The following is a 17,751-nucleotide window of genomic DNA, read 5'->3' on the forward strand; positions in this document are numbered from 1 at the left end:
AGATATATCAAAATGGCGGAAATTAAAGCTGCTGAGATTTCAGCAATATTAAAGAAACAAGTAGAAGGATTTCAATCTGGAGCTACATTAGAAGAAGTTGGTACCGTACTTCAAGTAGGTGATGGTATCGCTCTTGTTTATGGTTTATCTAATGCTCAATACGGTGAGTTAGTACAATTCGACAACGGATTAGAAGCTATCGTTTTGAACTTAGAAGAAGACAACGTAGGAGTTGTACTTTTGGGACCATCAACTGGAGTTAGAGAAGGATCAACAGTAAAAAGAACACAACGTATTGCTTCCTTAAAAGTAGGTGAACAAATCGTTGGTCGTGTTGTGAATACTTTAGGTGAGCCAATCGACGGTAAAGGACCAATTGGAGGTGAATTATTCGAAATGCCATTAGAAAGAAAAGCTCCTGGAGTTATCTTCCGTCAACCAGTAACTGAACCATTACAAACAGGTATCAAATCTATCGATGCGATGATTCCAGTTGGACGTGGACAACGTGAGTTAGTAATTGGTGACCGTCAAACAGGTAAAACTACGGTTTGTATTGACACTATCTTGAACCAAAAAGAATTCTATGATGCTGGTCAACCAGTATTTTGTATCTATGTTGCTATTGGTCAAAAAGCGTCAACAGTAGCGAACATTGCCAAAACATTAGAAGAAAAAGGAGCTATGGCTTATACAACAATAGTTGCTGCTAATGCTTCTGATCCTGCTCCGATGCAAGTTTATGCTCCATTCGCTGGTGCTGCTATTGGAGAATATTTTAGAGATTCAGGTCGTCCTGCTTTGATTATCTATGATGATTTATCAAAACAAGCTGTAGCATATCGTGAGGTTTCTTTATTATTAAGAAGACCACCAGGTCGTGAAGCATATCCTGGAGACGTTTTCTATCTTCACTCAAGATTATTAGAAAGAGCAGCAAAAGTTATTGCTGATGATGATATTGCCAAAAACATGAACGATTTACCAGATTCGTTAAAACCAATCGTAAAAGGTGGTGGTTCATTAACCGCTTTACCAATTATCGAAACACAAGCTGGTGACGTCTCTGCGTATATCCCAACAAACGTAATTTCGATTACTGACGGACAAATTTTCTTGGATGTAGATTTATTTAACTCTGGAGTTCGTCCAGCAATCAACGTAGGTATTTCGGTATCTCGTGTTGGAGGTAATGCACAGATTAAATCAATGAAAAAAGTAGCTGGAACTTTGAAATTAGACCAAGCACAATTCCGTGAATTGGAAGCGTTTGCAAAATTTGGTTCTGATTTGGATGCAGTAACTTTAAACGTAATTGAAAAAGGAAAAAGAAACGTTGAAATTTTGAAACAAGCAGTTAACGATCCTTACACAGTAGAAGACCAAGTAGCGATTATCTATGTAGGTTCTAAAAACTTGTTGAGAAACGTTCCTGTAAACAAAGTAAAAGAATTCGAAAGAGATTATATCGAATACTTGAACAACAAACACAGAGATACTTTGGATGCTTTAAAAGCAGGTAAGTTAGACGACAACATCACTGATGTTTTAGTAAAAGCAGCAACAGAAATTTCAGCAAAATACAACTAAGTGGGAAGTGGGAAGTTAGAAGTGGGAAGTTACCTTCCTTCTTCTAACTTCTAACCTCTAACTTCTAACCTCTAACTTTTATATGGCAAACTTAAAGGAAATCCGTAATAGAATTACTTCCGTTCAGTCAACGATGCAAATAACATCGGCGATGAAAATGGTTTCTGCTGCAAAGTTGAAAAAAGCACAAGATGCTATTACAGCAATGCGACCTTATGCCGAAAAATTAACGGAATTATTGCAAAGCGTTAGTGCTACTTTAGATGGTGATGCTGGTGGAGAATACACTACACAACGTCAAATCAACAAAGTATTGATTGTAGCTATAACATCAAACCGTGGTTTATGCGGTGCATTTAATACCAATGTAATAAAACAAGCAAAAGTAGTTGCAGAAGGATATGCAGGAAAACAAGTTGATATTTTTGCTATCGGTAAAAAAGGAAATGATGTTTTAAGAAAAACAAATACGGTAGTTGAAAATAAAAGCGAAATATTTGATCATCTTACATTTGATAATGTTGCCGTAATTGCGGATTTATTGACAGAGAAATTTATTTCTGGTGAATATGACAAAATCGAAATTGTATACAATCAGTTCAAGAATGCTGCGACACAAATCGTTCAAACCGAACAATTTTTGCCACTTGCACCAGTTCAATCAGACAAGCCAGTTTCAACCGGTGATTATATTTTTGAGCCTACAAAAGAAGAAATTGTATTAACGTTAATTCCAAAATCGTTAAAAACACAATTGTATAAATCAATCAGAGATTCTTTTGCCTCTGAACATGGTGCGCGTATGACAGCTATGCACAAAGCAACAGACAATGCCACTGAATTAAGAAACCAATTGAAATTAACTTACAATAAAGCGCGTCAAGCAGCTATTACTAACGAAATCCTTGAGATTGTTGGTGGAGCTGAAGCTTTGAAAGGATAATTTTAAATTTATAATATTTTCAAAAAGAGCCAACAATCGTTGGCTCTTTTTTATTACTTTTAAAATAAAAATTCCCAAAATGGAAATTAAAGAACTTACATCTATTGAAGAAATTTTAAAACAGTTTGAAACGATACAATTTCTCTACCCAAAGATGACTATTGAACGCTATAAATCATTTCTAGAAGATATGTTACCCAATAACTACAAGCAAGTAGCTTTTTTTGAAAATGGAAAATGTATGGGTTTGACGGGATATTGGTTTGGAACCAAATTATGGACTGGAAAATATATCGAAATTGACAATTTTATAGTACATCCCGATTATCGAAAAAGAGGAATAGGCAAACTAATTTCTAATTATATTGATGATAAAGCAACCGAATTAAATTGTACCTGCATCGTTCTTGATGCCTTTACAGGAAATTTTCCAGCACACCGATTTTATTACAATCAAGGATATGAACCTCGAGGGTTTCATTTTATTAAAACTATTAACAAAAATGGATTTTCATAATCTAATAAAAACCTATTTTTGTTTTATTAACTAAAAAGCACCTTGAGTTTATATAAAAATCTTTTTAAGCAAACAGCCATTTATGGTTTAGCCACGGTTTTACCGAGGATGATAAGTTTTTTGCTTAATCCTTTGTATGTTGACCAATTACCTAAACAAGAATTTGCGGATGTGTCTATCGTATTTGCTTGGTTGGTTTTTTTCAACGTGATTTTGTCTTATGGAATGGAAACCGCTTTTTTCCGATTTTATAACACCGAAGACAATAAGAAAAAGGTAATTTCTACTTCTACGGTTTCTATATTTTGGACTTCAATTGCGTTTTTAGGGTTGGCTTTATTGTTCAGAAACACACTCTCAATATGGTCTGGTGTAAAAATAGAGTATGTCACATACACTATTTGGATTTTAGTATTAGACGCTTTGGCAATTATTCCATTTTCAAGATTAAGAGCAACAAAAAGGCCAATGGTATATGCCATTATTAAAATAGGTAGTGTTGTCATTAATGTGCTTTTAAACCTGTTTTTCCTATTGTTATTACCTATTTTGGCAAGTGCCAATCCCGATGGTTTTTTCAACACAATTTATTTTGAAAACTTTCAAGTTGGTTACATTTTTGTGGCCAATTTAATTGCTAGTTTACTAACTTTTGTCATCCTTTCACCAGATTATTTGAAAATCAATTGGAAGTTTGATTTCAAACTTTGGAAGCGAATGATTAGCTATGCTTTCCCGATTTTAATAGCTGGTCTTGCATTTGCCATTAACGAACATTTTGATAAAATTTTATTAGAAAAATTGCATGTTTCCAAAGCTGATATTGGAGCTTATTCTGCTTGTTACAAAGTAGGAATGTTTATGGTACTTTTCAGAACGGCTTATACTTTAGGAATTGAACCGTTCTTTTTTAGTCACGCCAGCAATGAAAATGCACAACAAACGTATGCTACAATAACTAAATATTTTGTCATTTTTGGTTCCTTTATTTGTTTGTTTGTCATTGTCTTTGCCGATCTATTAAAACGATTTTTGGTTCCTACTGCAAGTTATTGGGAAGCTGATAAAGTGATTCCATTGATAGTTTTGGCCAATTTCTTTTTGGGAATTTATACCAATCTTTCCGTTTGGTATAAAATTATAGACAGAACAAAAGTGGGTGCTTATATTTCCATCGTTGGAGCAATTGTAACCTTAGCTTTGAATTTTATCTTAATTCCAAAAATAGGATATTACGGTTCAGCAATTGCAACTATTTCGGCTTATGGCAGTATGATGATTATATCCTATCAGTTAGGTCAAAAAAACTATCCGATTCCTTATGATATGAATAAAATTCTCAGTTATTTAGGATTGACTATAGTATTCTCAGCGGTTTCTTTTTATATCCCAATCTTAAGAGAAAATTATTTAGTGAAGATAGTTTTACTATCACTATTTTTATACTTTATTTATCACAACGAAAAAGAAACCTTACTTCGAATTATAAAAAGAAAAGCAAAATAAAATGACCATCAGAATCATTAATAAATCACAACACGAATTGCCCAATTACGAAACCATTGCTTCGGCAGGAATGGATTTAAGAGCTAATTTATCCGAACCTATTACATTAAAAGCATTAGAAAGAACTATTGTGAAAACAGGTCTTTTTATAGAATTACCAATAGGTTATGAAGCACAAGTGAGACCAAGAAGTGGATTAGCAGCCAAAAAGGGAATAACTGTTCTCAATTCTCCAGGAACAGTTGATGCCGATTATCGCGGAGAAATCGGTGTGATTTTAGTAAATTTATCCCATGAAGATTTTGTGATTGAAAATGGAGAGCGAATTGCACAATTAATCATTGCAAAACACGAAAGAGCTGAATGGATTTCAGTTGAAGAATTATCTGAAACATCACGTGGCGAAGGAGGTTTTGGAAGTACAGGAGTGAAATAATTAATAGAAAAACAAATGAAAATAATAGTACCAATGGCAGGACGCGGATCCCGTCTTCGCCCGCACACTTTAACTATTCCAAAACCCTTAATTCCTGTTGCAGGAAAACCAATAGTTCACCGTTTAGTCGAAGATATTGCTGGTGTTTTAAATCAAGATATTGAAGAAATAGCTTTTATTATTCATGAAAGTTTTGGCAAAAAAGTAGAAGAAGAACTCATTGCTATAGCTCAAAAGTTAGGAGCAAGAGGAACTATTTATTATCAAAACGAAGCTTTAGGTACAGGACATGCTATTATGTGCGCTAAAGACTCATTAGATGGACCAGCCGTTATTGCTTATGCTGATACATTAATTCGTGCCGATTTTGATTTAGATACTTCTGCCGATAGTGTTATTTGGGTAAAACAAGTGGATCATCCAGAAGCATTTGGGGTTATCAACTTGAACGAGAACAACGAAATAGTGGAATTGGTAGAGAAACCAAAGGAATTTGTTTCTGACCTTGCGGTTATTGGGATTTATTATTTTAAAGATGTTGCCGTTTTAAAGAATGAATTACAATATGTTTTAGACAACAACATTATTCACGGTGGCGAATACCAAATTAACGATGGAATAAAGCAAATGATGGCAAAAGGCATGAAATTTGTTCCAGGAAAAGTAGACGAGTGGATGGATTGTGGAAATAAAGACGTTACGGTAGAAACCAATAGCAGAATGTTAGGATTTTTACACAATGATGGAGAACATTTGGTTGATTATGATGTAAAATTGGAGAATTCAACCATAATTCCTCCGTGTTATATTGGGAAAGATGTAGTTTTAATAAATGCTACTGTAGGTCCAAACGTGTCTTTGGGCGATGGTTGTCATGTTCAAAACACAACAATTAAAAACAGTTTGGTACAAACACACGCTCACATAAAAAATGCTCATTTAGATAATGCCATGATAGGAAATCATGCTAGTTTTGATGGTGATTTTACGAGTATCAGCATAGGAGATTATTCCGTTTTAGAATAAAAAAAATGAAAAAATTTAGAATTTATTGGTTGATGTTGGGAGTAATTTTTATTCCAAATACGTTTATGGCTCAAACAGAACCAGAAGACGTGGCGACTATCGATAATAAATTCCAAAATTATTTTTATGAGTCTTTAAAACAAAAAAGCATTGAAAATTATGACAAAGCGCTCGAAGCGTTACAACAATGCAAAGAATTGGAGCCCAATAATGCAGTGGTGTATTTTGAATTAGGTAAAAATTATTTGTCTCAAAAAAAATATAAAGACGCCTATGACAATTTTGAAAAAGTAACCCAAATGGATCCCAAAAACCGTTGGGCTTGGGTAGGAATGTATGATGTTTGCTATGCCACACACGATTACAATCAAGCAATAGTAGTGGTAGAAAAGTTGGTTGAATTCAAAGAAGATTATAAAGAAGACTTGGTTTCACTTTATATGAATACACAACAGTTTGACAAAGCATTGGAATTAATTAATGAGTTGAATGATAGAGTAGGGAAATCAGAAAAACGAGAATTATACAAAGCCGACATTCTAAAAGATGCCAAATATCAAACGGCTGAAAAGAATAATTTATTGGAACAAATAAAGAAAAACCCAAAAGAAGAATCCAATTATGTTGCCTTAATTTATTTGTATTCACAAAGCAATCAAGAAGAAAAAGCGCTAGAAATCGCCAAGAAATTAGAAGCTGCCATTCCAACTTCCGATTGGGCACAAGTGAGTTTGTTTAAATTTCATTTGAATAATAATGATGGAGACAATGCTGTAAAAGCTATGAATATCGTTTTACCAAGTAAAAAAATAGATCCAAAAATTAAACATCGAATACTGAATGAGTTTTTAATCTTTACCAAAAACAATCCAAAATACGAACCAGATTTAGACAAAGCCATTTCCTATTTTGACGACGACAAAGAGGTAAAAGTGGCCAAAGAAATAGGTAAGTTTTATTATTTAAAAGCCAATTGGGACAAAGCCATCAAGTATTTTGAAATGCATTTAAAAAATGCAACAGAAGATATTGAAACCCAACTTTTGTTGCTTCAGGCATATACCGAAAAGCTGCAGTTTGATATTTTATCAAAGAAAGCAGACGAATTGACACAACTTTTCCCAACACAGCCAGAGTTTTATTATTATGCAGGTTTGGCAAACAATCAGTTGACTAATTATAAGAAAGCCGCAGAGTTTCTTGAAACTGGCTTGGATTTTGTAATAGATAATCTGGATTTAGAAATAAATTTCAATATTCAATTGGGCGAGTCTTACAATGGATTGGGCGATATGAAGAAAAAAGAAAAATATTTTACTAAAGCCAATGAACTTATAAAAAAGAAGAAAAAATAATGAAAAACTGGAGTTATTTGTTGGCGGTCATTCTATTGATATCGTGCAAATCAAAAGCAGTTCTTGCTGATGCAAAAGATTCAAAGAATGCAACTAATAATGAGAAAATGATGAGTTCTGATAAAATTATTCAGAATCATTACAATAATAAAAACGAGTTTTCTACGTTATACATTAGGTCAAACGCAAAATATAAAGACGTTAATCAATCCCAAAACGTATCTGCCGAAATCAAAATTAAGAAAGACGAAAAGATTTTAGTAAGCATACGATTTCTTGGAATTACTATGGCAAAGGCATTGATTACCCCAAACCAAGTGAAGTATTATGAAAAAATGAACGGAACCTATTTTGAAGGCGATTACCAGTCATTGAGTCAATGGCTTGGAACTGATTTAGACTTTAAGAAAGTACAAAATATGTTACTTGGTGAACCTATTGATGATATGACAAAAGGAAACTATACCACTGTTTCAATAGACAAGTTTTATAAATTGAATAATGTAGAGGATAATACTGAAAAATCATTTTCGTTTGAAACAGAAAAATATTTGCTAAAACAACAACAAATAGTACAAGCCGAAAAACAAAGAATGTTTGAAGTTAATTATTCTAATTTTCAAGATTTTACTTCAGCCTTTTTACCCTCAAGTTTGTTTATAAATGCAGTGCAAAAGAAAGGAAAAACAGAAATTTCAATAGATTATAATTCAATAACATTTAATGAAGAACTTTCATTTCCCTACAGTGTTCCTGACGGATATGATAGAATTTTTATAAAATAGACGTGCCAAAAAAACTTCCTATTATGCCAAAAATCTTTTTAATACTACTCTTTTTGTGCGCCACATCTTCCTTGTGGAGTCAACCGACAACACAGGAACAACTTGAAGAAAGAAAGGCAAAGATTCAACTGGAAATTCAAGAAAAAGAGCAATTGTTACAATCGGTAAAGAGCAAAGAAAAATCGATTGTCACGCAGTTAATGATTCAAAAAGAAAAAATTGGGTTAAAAGAAAAATTGATTAAAACCACAGAGAAGCAAACAAAACTTTTGAGTAACGATATTTATACAAATCAATTAAAAATAAACCAACTCAATCGCGATTTGGACCAATTAAGGAAAGATTATGCCGAAATGATTCTAAAGTCATATAAAAGTCGCTCAGAGCAAAGTCGTGCTATGTTTTTATTATCATCACAAAATTTTCTACAAGCTTATAAAAGAGCGCAGTATATGAAACAATATGCTAGTTATAGAAAAATGCAAGGCGAGGAAATCAAAGGAAAAACAAACCAATTAGTAGAGTATAATAGTAAAATTGGGGCTCAAAAAAGCGAAAAGGAAAAGCTGATTGTTGAAAACGAAAAAGAGAAACAAGAACTTGTAAAAGAGAAGCAAGAACAAGAAAAAATTGCCAATCAAATCAAGAAAGATAAAGGAAAAATTACCGCAGAAATAAAGAAAAAACAACAGGAAAGCAAAAAAATTGATGCTCAAATTCAAAAATTAATTCGCGAAGCCATTGCTTCTGCCAATAAAAAAACAGCAGCAGCCAATGCCAAAGCAAATCCAAAAGCTACTGCCGCCGAAAAGAAAGCAATTGAAACATCTACAAAAATTGTCTTAACTCCAGAAGGAAAATTGGTTTCTGATAATTTCAAATCAAACAAAGGATCTTTACCTTGGCCAGTTGAAAAAGGAGCGATATCATTGGGTTATGGAGATCAACCACATCCAATTTTTAAAACATTAATGGTGCACAATAGCGGTATAGAAATTTCTACAGAAAGTGGTTCCAATGCGAGAGCAGTATTTTCTGGAGAAGTTACGCAAGTGCAATTAATTACACCTTTGAAAAAAGCGGTTATTGTAAAACATGGAGACTTTTTTACCATTTATCAAAACTTGAGTTCTGTAAACGTACAAGTTGGGGATAAAGTTTCGGCAAAACAAAGTTTAGGAAAAATTAGAACAGATGGCGATGGAAAAACAATTCTCAAGTTTATGGTTTCACAAAACACCACTTATTTTAATCCTACAAGTTGGTTATCTGGAAGATAAAAACAGCAAAATTAAAATGCCCCAAACAGTTTTTAACTATTTGGGGCATTTTTTATTATAAAAACAATGCTTTTAATTCAGTAGCATCGTGAGGATTCATTTTACCAGCTAAAACCAAGCTCAATTGTTTTCTTCTTAAAGCAGCATCATATCTCGATTTTTCCAATTCAGTTTCGGGAACTATTTGCGGAACAGTAACTGGACTTCCAGTTTCGTTTACCGCCACAAAAGTATAAATAGCTTCATTTGCCTTGGTTCTAACACCAGATTCTCTATCTTCAATCCAAACATCTATATAAATTTCCATAGAAGAAGTAAAAGCTCTCGATACTTTGGCTTCTACAGTAACCACACTTCCAAGCGGAATAGCTTTATTAAAAGCCACATGATTTACCGAAGCTGTTACTACAATTCTACGAGAATGTCTTCGTGCTGCAATACTTGCTGCTCTGTCCATTCTTGCTAGTAATTCGCCACCAAAAAGATTATTTAAAGGGTTTGTTTCACTTGGTAAAACTAGATCGGTTAAAATGGTTAAAGACTCTGAAGGATGTTTTGGGTTCATTTCCAATTTTTTCACAAAGGTAATTACTGAAAACAAAAAATCCCGAGAAATCGGGATAATTTTATTCTTGTATCAATAACCAAGCGTCTTTATTGTCTAGTTTTTGAATGTCTTTCATGGCTTCACGAGCTTCGGAATAGGAGGAATAACTGCCATACAAAACTGGGAATAAACCATGCTTATTAGCAGGTAATCTCTTGGCTTTAAATCCTAATTTCAATAGTGAGTTATAAGCATTTTCAGCATTGGTTTCAAGTCTAAATGCACCAGCAACAACATGATAAGGTCTTTTCTCACTTGGAACTGTTAACGTCACACTTGGTAGAGGATTGTCAATAAAGAAAGTTGCTTCTTGGATTTTTTGATTTATTTTTTTCTGAACATTTGACTGTACAATGAGTGTTTCTTGTTCAATTTGGTTTAAATAATTTTCGTATAATTTATATCCTAAAACACCCATCAATCCTAAAGAAACTGTAAAAATTGCTGCATATTTCAATGCAGAAAAATTTCTTCGTCTTTCTGGAGTAAAAGCAATTGGCGCTTTCTCTTCCATCGTTTCAACGAGTTCTTTGTATTCTGCGCGTTTTATTGATGGAGAAACAAAGGAAGACAATCCAAAGGATTCTTTCAAATAATTGATTTGATCAACCGGAACAAAAACTAAATTTTTTTCGGCGTTTAAAGAAAAATCACCAATGTTTTTAACGGAAAAATGACCAAACTCCTGAATTTTGGTTTTCCAATGTGACACCTCATTTTGAATGGCATTTACTGCAATTTCATAGGACATTTTTTCGGCTTGTGCCAAATGATTTGCCAATAATCCATCGTTATTTTTTAGATAAGGATTGAACGAAATCATTTTTTTTGGTGGATAAAATGAATGGGAATTTTCATCCAACTGTGCTGACTGGAATTCGGTTAAAAAAGCACCAAATCCAGGAACGGTAACACACTGATAACGGTATAATAATTGGGAAATGTATTGTTCAATCTTCATATCAACAAATTTAGAGAAACAATAGTAGTATCAAAAAAATATTCACAAATTTTATTAACAATTCAAATAAAAAATTAGTAATTTGTGTAGTAATTTCAATACATGAATTCAACAGAGTTATTTCATATTTTAGCATTATTAAGAGTAGAAGGAGTAGGCGATATTGTGGCCAAAAAACTCATAAATCATTGTGGGTCAGCTGAAAATATTTTCAATACCAAAGCCAATCAATTAAAAGCCATTGACGGAATAGGAGAGGTTTTGATTAAAAATTTAAAAGATAAAACCATTTTTGAAAAGGCAGAACAGGAGTTGCAAGTTATTCAGAATGAAAATTATAATGTTTTGTTTTATCAAAATGACAATTATCCTGATAAATTAAAACATTGTATTGACGGACCAATTTTACTGTTTTCAGCAGGGAATATCAATTTCGAAAACAGAAAGTTAATCAGCATTGTCGGCACACGACAAATCACTTCTTACGGAACAGAATTTTGTAAAAAACTAATTGAAGATTTAGCCATTTTTAACCCAATAATTGTTAGCGGTTTTGCTTATGGTGTTGACATAATTGCACATCAAGCGGCAATGGATAATAATTTGCAAACTATTGGTGTTTTGGCTCATGGTTTAAACCAAATTTATCCTAAAACACATAAAAAGTATGTTGCCAAGATGGAACAAAACGGCGGATTTTTAACCGAATTTTGGAGTAATTCCAATCCAGATAAAGAAAATTTTGTGCGTCGAAATAGAATTGTATCCGGAATGAGTGAAGCTACTATTGTTATAGAAAGTGCCGAGAAAGGTGGTTCGTTGATCACGGCAAATTTGGCTAACGATTACAGTCGTGATGTGTTTGCTGTGCCAGGAAGAATTACTGATAAATTCAGTCAAGGATGTAATGATTTAATCAAAACACAACGGGCTAATTTATTGACTTCCGCAGCCGATTTGGTGTATTGTTTGAATTGGGAATTGGAAACTAAAGCAAACAAACCTGTTCAAAAACAACTCTTTGTTTCCTTGGATATCGACGAACAAAAAATTTACGATTACCTCCAAAAAAACGGAAAGCAACTATTGGATATAGTTGCCTTGGAATGTGATTTTCCTATTTATAGAATTTCATCAATCCTATTGAATATGGAATTAAAAGGTGTTATTCGTCCTTTGCCAGGGAAATTATTTGAAGCGGTTTAAAAATTTTCGAACCCTAATTTTTCTCTCACTCTTTGCAAAACACCATCGGCAATTGCTCCAGCTTTTGTAGCGCCTTGTTTTAATAAAACATCAACTTCGGATAAATTACTCATGTAATAATTATACTTTTCTCTTTCAGTTTTGAACTTTTCAAAGATTAATTCGAATAATAGTTGCTTGGCATGACCATAACCAAAATCTCTATTCGCGTTAGCATATTTATTTTTCATGTCTGCAATTTGCTCTGCATTGGCAACTAATTTATAGATGCCAAATATTTTACAAGTTTCAGGATTTTTTGGTTCTTCTAGTGGCGTACTATCGGTTTCGATGCTCATGATTTGCTTACGCAAAGCTTTATCATCCAAGAAAATGTTGATGATATTGCCACGAGATTTACTCATTTTAAAACCATCAGTTCCGGGAACATACATGGTTTCTTCCTGCACTTTTCCTTCTGGAATTACAAAAGTTTCTCCCATTTGATGATTGAAACGTGAAGCTACATCGCGAGTGATTTCGATGTGTTGCATTTGATCTTTTCCCACAGGAACAAAATTAGCATCATATAACAAAATATCTGCAGCCATTAACATTGGATAGGAAAACAAACCTGCATTGACATCTTCTAATCTATCTGCTTTGTCTTTGAATGAATGTGCTAATGTCAACCGTTGAAAGGGAAAAAAACAGCTCAAATACCAAGATAATTCAGCAGTTTGAGGCACATCACTTTGACGATAAAAAATAACTTTACTGACGTCTAAACCACAAGCTAACCATACGGCAGCAGTACTATAAGTGTTTTGACGAAGTTCGTCTCCGTTTTTTATTTGCGTAATCGAATGCAAATCAGCGATAAAAAGAAACGACTCGTTTTTAGGATTTTCAGATAGTTTAATGGCAGGGATGATTGCACCTAAAAGATTCCCTAAATGTGGTGTTCCTGTACTTTGAATTCCGGTTAATATTTTTGACATTTTCAAAATTTTTCTAATCGCAAAGTTAAACCTTTGTATTAAAAATTGCATACCTTTCATTACATTTGACACTATGAGAGCATTGAAAATTGTTTTTTGGATATTGTATCGCGTTTGGTTCTACATTTTGATGGCGATTCCTATAATCGTTATGTTCCCATTTCTTTTTATATCTATCCTTTCTGAAAAATGGTATCCTTTCTTTTTTGTCATGGCTCGAATTTGGGCAAAATTCATTCTCTTTGGCATGGGTTTTAGAACTAAAGTTGAATTTGAACAGAAACCCAAAGAAGGAGAAAGCTACATGTTTGTTGCTAATCATACTTCGATGGCTGATATTATGTTGATGCTTTCTTGTATAGAAAATCCTTTTGTTTTTGTGGGGAAAAAAGAGCTTTCCAAAATTCCTTTATTTGGGTTTTTTTACAAACGAACTTGTATTCTTGTTGACCGAAGCAGTTCTAAAAGTAGAATGCAGGTTTTTGAACGTGCTCAAAATAGATTAAACCAAGGATTGAGTATCTGTATTTTTCCCGAAGGTGGCGTTCCTGATGAAAGTGTTTTTTTAGATTCCTTCAAAGATGGTGCATTTCGTTTGGCTGTTGAGCATGAAATCCCAATTGTGCCAATGACATTTTATGACAACAAAAAACTTTTCTCCTATACTTTTTTCAGTGGAAGACCAGGATTGATGCGGGTTAAAGTGCATCGTTTTTTTGAAACCAAAAATCAAGAACCAGAATATAAAAAAACAGTAAAAGAAGCAGTTCGAAATGTAATTTTAAATGAATTACAAAACGATTTAAAATAAAAAGAGTCCCAAAATTTTGAGACTCTTTTCTGTTATTACTCGGAAGCAATAACACCACTTAACTAATTTTAACCTCTTAACAAACTAAAATCTATAACTAACGCCACTGTAGATTCCAAAAATATAGGGTTTGAAATCACCTGCATTTGAGCTGAAAGTATTTAACTGATATTTAATAGTTGGTTCAATATTGAATTCAAAAGATTTCATAAAACTATATTTCATTCCGACTCCAAGATTTGTACTAAAATGGATGTTGTTCAAATTATTGGCTTCGCCTAACAACGTGTTTCCATTATCTGAAACTATTGTAATGGAATTATCCTGAAGGAATAAAGTGCTAAAACCTCCTATAACTTTCAATCCAAATTTTTTATCAACTACAGCATAAGTCATTTCCATGGGCATTTCTATATAACCAATTTCTTGATTAAGGTATCCTTCATGTTTACTTACAATAGAATTTTCAAAAGGCAACATGGCAGTTTCTGAATTAGCAATATTTTGATTATTGGATGTAACATTGCTTTGCACTTGTATCATTGCACTCGAAGCTTTGGGAGAAACATTTTTTAAAGGTTTAGATTCAATTCCAGCAAAAAATAAAATATCATTGGTGTTATAACTCATGTTGAGTTTGTTTAATCCTGTTCTAACCGAAAGTTTTGAATTCACGGCATAACTCACGCCAAGGCCAAAACCAACACTAGTATTATATGATTTTGAATTATTCACAAGCATCGAGTCGATAGGAGAGCCATTTGAAATTGAACCTAAAAAAACAGGGGCAACATTTGAGGTAAGTTGCCACCTATTTATTTTAGATTCCTGCTTTGTTTTGCTTTCTTTTTCATTTAGCAATTCTTCCAACGCATTGGTAACAACACTGTTTTTTATAACAGAATCGTTAGCTTTTTTATCAATTTCTGTAGTAGCGATTGAGTTATTATTTTTTAATTCATCAAGATTGATGCTTTTACTATTCGGTATTGAATTTGTTTTGTTTGGTGAAATTTCAGTTGTAACAATTGTCTTATCTGTAGCCGAATAGGTTTCTTTATTTTCGGCTATATTACTTTCGGTTTTGCTAGGAATAGTTTCAGTTACTGATACTGAAGTATTGTTTTTCTTTCCATTCAATTTGTTTTTAGAGGAAAGTGTTTTCTCATTTTTTAGAACAGCAATAGTCGTTTTGGTAGTGATTGTTCTTGAATTTCCTTTTTTATTAATTTGTTTTGTAGTGTTTTTATTTGATGAATTAGTAACAACTGCACCAGTAGAAGTTTTAGTACTTGAATTAACACCTGTTGCCTTTTCAGTAGAATTATTGTTTATTGTGTTTTCTTTTTGGCGATTTGAATTTCCATCTGTTACAATTGGGTTTTCGGTACTAATTGGATTATTAACGTTGCTATTTTCAGTAAAAACTGCTTTCGAAATAAAAAAACCAATAATAAAGACAGCGGCAACGCCAGATAATTTCCACCAAAAAGGAATAACCCTTTTTCGCTTCTTTTCCTCTAGTTTTGCTTCAATATTCCCCCAAACTTTATCAGCAGGATTTGCTTCGAAATCTTTGAATTTTTCTTGAAAAAGACGTTCTATATTGTTTTTATCACTCATTTTGCTGAAGGAAATATTTTGTTTTCTTCGTTTTTATAGTGTTCTATTTTTTCTCTTAAAATCATTTTAGCTCGAGCCAAATTGGATTTTGATGTTCCAATATTCACATTTAGCATTTCTGCAATTTCTTGATGTGAATAACCATCAAGTACATAAAGATTAAATACTAATCGATATCTATCGGGCAATTCCTGAATAATCTTTAGTAAATAATCCAAAGATATATTTTCATCATCTATTTCAATTTCAATCTCTTCTGGAATCTCTTCTTTTACTAAACTTAAAAAAGTTTCACTCCTGTATTGTTGCAATACATTGTTTATCATTATTCTTTTTAACCATCCATCAAAGGAACCTTTGAACGAAAACTGACCAATTTTATCGAAAATAATTAAAAATCCATCTTGTAAATGGTCTTGTGCCTCACTATAACTGCGTGAATATTTTAAGCAAACAGCAAACAGTTTTGGCGCGTATAATCGGTACAACTGTTCTTGTGCTTTTCTATTATTGTTTTTGCAATCATTGATGAGTTGTTTTATCTCCAATTTTCAAAAATTGATTGTTATTAATTCGTCACGGGCACTTCATATTCAAGGAAAATATTTTCTCCATTTGCGTCTTGTCCTTGGTAAAATTTAAAAATATAAGAACCATTACTAGTCACTAAAAAGTTGAAACTGCACTCCACTAAATCTGTTGGCGTGTCTTCACATGTACTTCCTTGTAAAACAGCACTTTCAATTGCAATTGTCCTAACATTTAAATCTTTATCATAATAATAGGAACTGAAACTATGACATGATGTTGGTCTTATGTAATACATTTTTATTTGGTATGTTTCTCCAAGCGTAAATTCTGTTGGGATTTCTACACTTTGTACAGGTAATAATTCGAACAAATAATCGTTGTTATTATCTGGAGTACATGAATTGAATAAAAAAAACAAGGATAAAAGGGTAATTAATTTTTTCATAATAGTCATAATATTTTAGTTGTAGATGTATTTTAATGTAAAAGGTTGCGTTAAGGTAATAAAAAAAACCCGTCTAGTTTTTTACAAGACGGGTTTTAGGTTTAAGCATTGTTCTCCTTAATGAGATCTTTTATTTTTTGTTCTAGTTCATCGGCTAATTCTGGATTGTCTTTTATTAAAGCTTTCACAGCATCTCTTCCTTGTCCTAATTTAGTTTCACCATAACTAAACCATGAACCTGCTTTTTTAATAATTTCAAATTCTACGGCTAAGTCTAGTATTTCACCCGTTTTAGAAACACCTTCTCCATACATAATATCGAATTCGGCAGTTTTAAAAGGTGGCGCTACTTTGTTTTTTACCACTTTTACTTTCGTTCTGTTTCCAATAACATTTTCACCATCTTTTATTTGTGAAGAACGACGAATATCCAATCGAACTGAAGCATAAAATTTCAAAGCATTTCCTCCAGTTGTTGTTTCTGGATTTCCAAACATTACACCTATTTTTTCTCTCAACTGATTGATGAAGAAAACCGTACAATGTGTTTTGCTAATAGTTCCTGTTAATTTTCTCAATGCTTGTGACATCAAACGAGCGTGCAATCCCATTTTAGAATCACCCATTTCGCCTTCAATTTCGCTTTTAGGAGTTAAGGCAGCAACCGAGTCAATCACCACGATATCAATTGCGCCAGAACGGATAAGGTTTTCTGCAATTTCAAGTGCTTGTTCTCCATTATCAGGTTGAGAAATGATTAAATTTTCAATATCTACTCCTAATTTTTGAGCATAATTTCTATCGAAAGCATGTTCTGCATCAATAAAAGCAGCAATGCCACCTGCTTTTTGTGCTTCGGCAATGGCGTGTAAGGTTAGCGTTGTTTTACCAGACGATTCTGGACCATATATTTCTATAACTCTTCCTCTTGGATAACCGTTTACGCCTAATGCTAAATCGAGACCAAGCGAACCAGAAGGTATAACTTCTACTTCTTCCACCGCTTTATCACCCATTTTCATTACGGTTCCTTTTCCGTAAGCTTTGTCTAATTTATCAAGCGTAAGTTGTAATGCTTTTAATTTGGCTTCTTTTTCTGAACTCATTTTTTTAAAATTTAGTGGCATAAAAATAATGCTTTTTTTGATG

The 17,751-nt window shown here is 33.0% G+C and carries 18 protein-coding genes; 11 read left to right on the forward strand and 7 right to left on the reverse strand.

Going from position 1 to position 17,751, the window contains the following annotated elements; genetic code table 11:
* Positions 1-12 precede the first annotated feature (12 nt).
* The 9 genes from atpA to ACSVH2_RS02595 all read left to right on the forward strand — a co-directional run bounded on the left by atpA (position 13) and on the right by ACSVH2_RS02595 (position 9,438).
* On the forward strand, positions 13-1,590 hold the full coding sequence (atpA, locus tag ACSVH2_RS02555; RefSeq protein ID WP_438091594.1) for a F0F1 ATP synthase subunit alpha: 1,578 nt from the start codon (positions 13-15) through the stop codon (positions 1,588-1,590).
* Positions 1,591-1,672: 82 nt separating this feature from the next.
* Positions 1,673-2,533 (forward strand): ATP synthase F1 subunit gamma, encoded by an 861-nt coding sequence (atpG, locus tag ACSVH2_RS02560; RefSeq protein WP_438091595.1) that lies wholly within the window; start codon positions 1,673-1,675, stop codon positions 2,531-2,533.
* Positions 2,534-2,612: 79 nt separating this feature from the next.
* The gene (locus tag ACSVH2_RS02565; RefSeq protein WP_438091596.1) at positions 2,613-3,050 is read left to right on the forward strand and encodes a GNAT family N-acetyltransferase; all 438 of its coding nucleotides are present in this window, start codon (positions 2,613-2,615) and stop codon (positions 3,048-3,050) included.
* Positions 3,051-3,092: 42 nt separating this feature from the next.
* Positions 3,093-4,556, forward strand: a complete 1,464-nt coding sequence (locus ACSVH2_RS02570; RefSeq protein ID WP_438091597.1) for a lipopolysaccharide biosynthesis protein — start codon at positions 3,093-3,095, stop codon at positions 4,554-4,556.
* Position 4,557: 1 nt separating this feature from the next.
* Complete coding sequence (gene dut, locus ACSVH2_RS02575) at positions 4,558-4,992, forward strand: dUTP diphosphatase (RefSeq protein WP_438091598.1); 435 nt, start codon at positions 4,558-4,560, stop codon at positions 4,990-4,992.
* 15 nt (positions 4,993-5,007) lie between these two features.
* Positions 5,008-6,018, forward strand: coding sequence for a sugar phosphate nucleotidyltransferase (locus ACSVH2_RS02580; protein WP_438091599.1), 1,011 nt, complete (start codon positions 5,008-5,010; stop codon positions 6,016-6,018).
* Between the two features lie 5 nt (positions 6,019-6,023).
* Complete coding sequence (locus ACSVH2_RS02585) at positions 6,024-7,373, forward strand: tetratricopeptide repeat protein (RefSeq protein ID WP_438091600.1); 1,350 nt, start codon at positions 6,024-6,026, stop codon at positions 7,371-7,373.
* Positions 7,373-8,158, forward strand: coding sequence for a DUF4292 domain-containing protein (locus ACSVH2_RS02590; RefSeq protein WP_438091601.1), 786 nt, complete (start codon positions 7,373-7,375; stop codon positions 8,156-8,158). The genes ACSVH2_RS02585 and ACSVH2_RS02590 overlap by 1 nt, the downstream gene beginning before the upstream one ends.
* Before the next feature lie 23 nt (positions 8,159-8,181).
* On the forward strand, positions 8,182-9,438 hold the full coding sequence (locus ACSVH2_RS02595) for a murein hydrolase activator EnvC family protein (RefSeq protein ID WP_438091602.1): 1,257 nt from the start codon (positions 8,182-8,184) through the stop codon (positions 9,436-9,438).
* Between the two features lie 55 nt (positions 9,439-9,493).
* Here the strand turns inward: ACSVH2_RS02595 and ACSVH2_RS02600 are convergent, their stop codons facing one another.
* Positions 9,494-10,003, reverse strand: a complete 510-nt coding sequence (locus ACSVH2_RS02600) for an acyl-CoA thioesterase (RefSeq protein ID WP_438091603.1) — start codon at positions 10,001-10,003, stop codon at positions 9,494-9,496.
* Positions 10,004-10,064: 61 nt separating this feature from the next.
* Complete coding sequence (locus ACSVH2_RS02605) at positions 10,065-11,006, reverse strand: SPOR domain-containing protein (protein ID WP_438091604.1); 942 nt, start codon at positions 11,004-11,006, stop codon at positions 10,065-10,067.
* A 102-nt stretch (positions 11,007-11,108) separates the two neighbouring features.
* On the opposite strand from ACSVH2_RS02605, the gene dprA reads away from it, so the two are divergent.
* Positions 11,109-12,212, forward strand: a complete 1,104-nt coding sequence (gene dprA, locus ACSVH2_RS02610) for a DNA-processing protein DprA (protein WP_438091605.1) — start codon at positions 11,109-11,111, stop codon at positions 12,210-12,212.
* Here the strand turns inward: dprA and trpS are convergent.
* The gene (trpS, locus tag ACSVH2_RS02615) at positions 12,209-13,192 is read right to left on the reverse strand and encodes a tryptophan--tRNA ligase (protein WP_438091606.1); all 984 of its coding nucleotides are present in this window, start codon (positions 13,190-13,192) and stop codon (positions 12,209-12,211) included. The two genes, dprA and trpS, sit on opposite strands and share 4 nt — an antisense overlap.
* Before the next feature lie 73 nt (positions 13,193-13,265).
* On the opposite strand from trpS, the gene ACSVH2_RS02620 reads away from it, so the two are divergent.
* Positions 13,266-14,003 (forward strand): lysophospholipid acyltransferase family protein, encoded by a 738-nt coding sequence (locus ACSVH2_RS02620; protein ID WP_438091607.1) that lies wholly within the window; start codon positions 13,266-13,268, stop codon positions 14,001-14,003.
* Between the two features lie 84 nt (positions 14,004-14,087).
* On the opposite strand, the gene ACSVH2_RS02625 is transcribed toward ACSVH2_RS02620, so the two are convergent.
* The 4 genes from ACSVH2_RS02625 to recA form a co-directional block, all read right to left on the reverse strand.
* Complete coding sequence (locus ACSVH2_RS02625; protein WP_438091608.1) at positions 14,088-15,626, reverse strand: hypothetical protein; 1,539 nt, start codon at positions 15,624-15,626, stop codon at positions 14,088-14,090.
* The gene (locus tag ACSVH2_RS02630) at positions 15,623-16,174 is read right to left on the reverse strand and encodes an RNA polymerase sigma factor (protein WP_438091609.1); all 552 of its coding nucleotides are present in this window, start codon (positions 16,172-16,174) and stop codon (positions 15,623-15,625) included. The genes ACSVH2_RS02625 and ACSVH2_RS02630 overlap by 4 nt, the downstream gene beginning before the upstream one ends.
* 20 nt (positions 16,175-16,194) lie before the next feature.
* Positions 16,195-16,602, reverse strand: a complete 408-nt coding sequence (locus tag ACSVH2_RS02635) for a hypothetical protein (protein ID WP_438091610.1) — start codon at positions 16,600-16,602, stop codon at positions 16,195-16,197.
* 101 nt (positions 16,603-16,703) lie between these two features.
* Complete coding sequence (gene recA, locus ACSVH2_RS02640; RefSeq protein ID WP_438091611.1) at positions 16,704-17,708, reverse strand: recombinase RecA; 1,005 nt, start codon at positions 17,706-17,708, stop codon at positions 16,704-16,706.
* Positions 17,709-17,751: the final 43 nt, after the last annotated feature.

The organism is Flavobacterium sp. RSB2_4_14 (assembly GCF_051547085.1).
In the GTDB taxonomy this organism is placed as follows: domain Bacteria; phylum Bacteroidota; class Bacteroidia; order Flavobacteriales; family Flavobacteriaceae; genus Flavobacterium.

Coding starts and splice junctions, on each gene's coding strand:
- atpA (WP_438091594.1), top strand. CDS start 13: ATGGCGGAAATTAAAGCTGCTGAGATTTCAGCAATATTAAAGAAACAA.
- atpG (WP_438091595.1), top strand. CDS start 1,673: ATGGCAAACTTAAAGGAAATCCGTAATAGAATTACTTCCGTTCAGTCA.
- ACSVH2_RS02565 (WP_438091596.1), top strand. CDS start 2,613: ATGGAAATTAAAGAACTTACATCTATTGAAGAAATTTTAAAACAGTTT.
- dut (WP_438091598.1), top strand. CDS start 4,558: ATGACCATCAGAATCATTAATAAATCACAACACGAATTGCCCAATTAC.
- ACSVH2_RS02580 (WP_438091599.1), top strand. CDS start 5,008: ATGAAAATAATAGTACCAATGGCAGGACGCGGATCCCGTCTTCGCCCG.
- ACSVH2_RS02585 (WP_438091600.1), top strand. CDS start 6,024: ATGAAAAAATTTAGAATTTATTGGTTGATGTTGGGAGTAATTTTTATT.
- ACSVH2_RS02590 (WP_438091601.1), top strand. CDS start 7,373: ATGAAAAACTGGAGTTATTTGTTGGCGGTCATTCTATTGATATCGTGC.
- ACSVH2_RS02595 (WP_438091602.1), top strand. CDS start 8,182: ATGCCAAAAATCTTTTTAATACTACTCTTTTTGTGCGCCACATCTTCC.
- ACSVH2_RS02600 (WP_438091603.1), bottom strand. CDS start 10,003: ATGAACCCAAAACATCCTTCAGAGTCTTTAACCATTTTAACCGATCTA.
- ACSVH2_RS02605 (WP_438091604.1), bottom strand. CDS start 11,006: ATGAAGATTGAACAATACATTTCCCAATTATTATACCGTTATCAGTGT.
- dprA (WP_438091605.1), top strand. CDS start 11,109: ATGAATTCAACAGAGTTATTTCATATTTTAGCATTATTAAGAGTAGAA.
- trpS (WP_438091606.1), bottom strand. CDS start 13,192: ATGTCAAAAATATTAACCGGAATTCAAAGTACAGGAACACCACATTTA.
- ACSVH2_RS02620 (WP_438091607.1), top strand. CDS start 13,266: ATGAGAGCATTGAAAATTGTTTTTTGGATATTGTATCGCGTTTGGTTC.
- ACSVH2_RS02625 (WP_438091608.1), bottom strand. CDS start 15,626: ATGAGTGATAAAAACAATATAGAACGTCTTTTTCAAGAAAAATTCAAA.
- ACSVH2_RS02635 (WP_438091610.1), bottom strand. CDS start 16,602: ATGAAAAAATTAATTACCCTTTTATCCTTGTTTTTTTTATTCAATTCA.
- recA (WP_438091611.1), bottom strand. CDS start 17,708: ATGAGTTCAGAAAAAGAAGCCAAATTAAAAGCATTACAACTTACGCTT.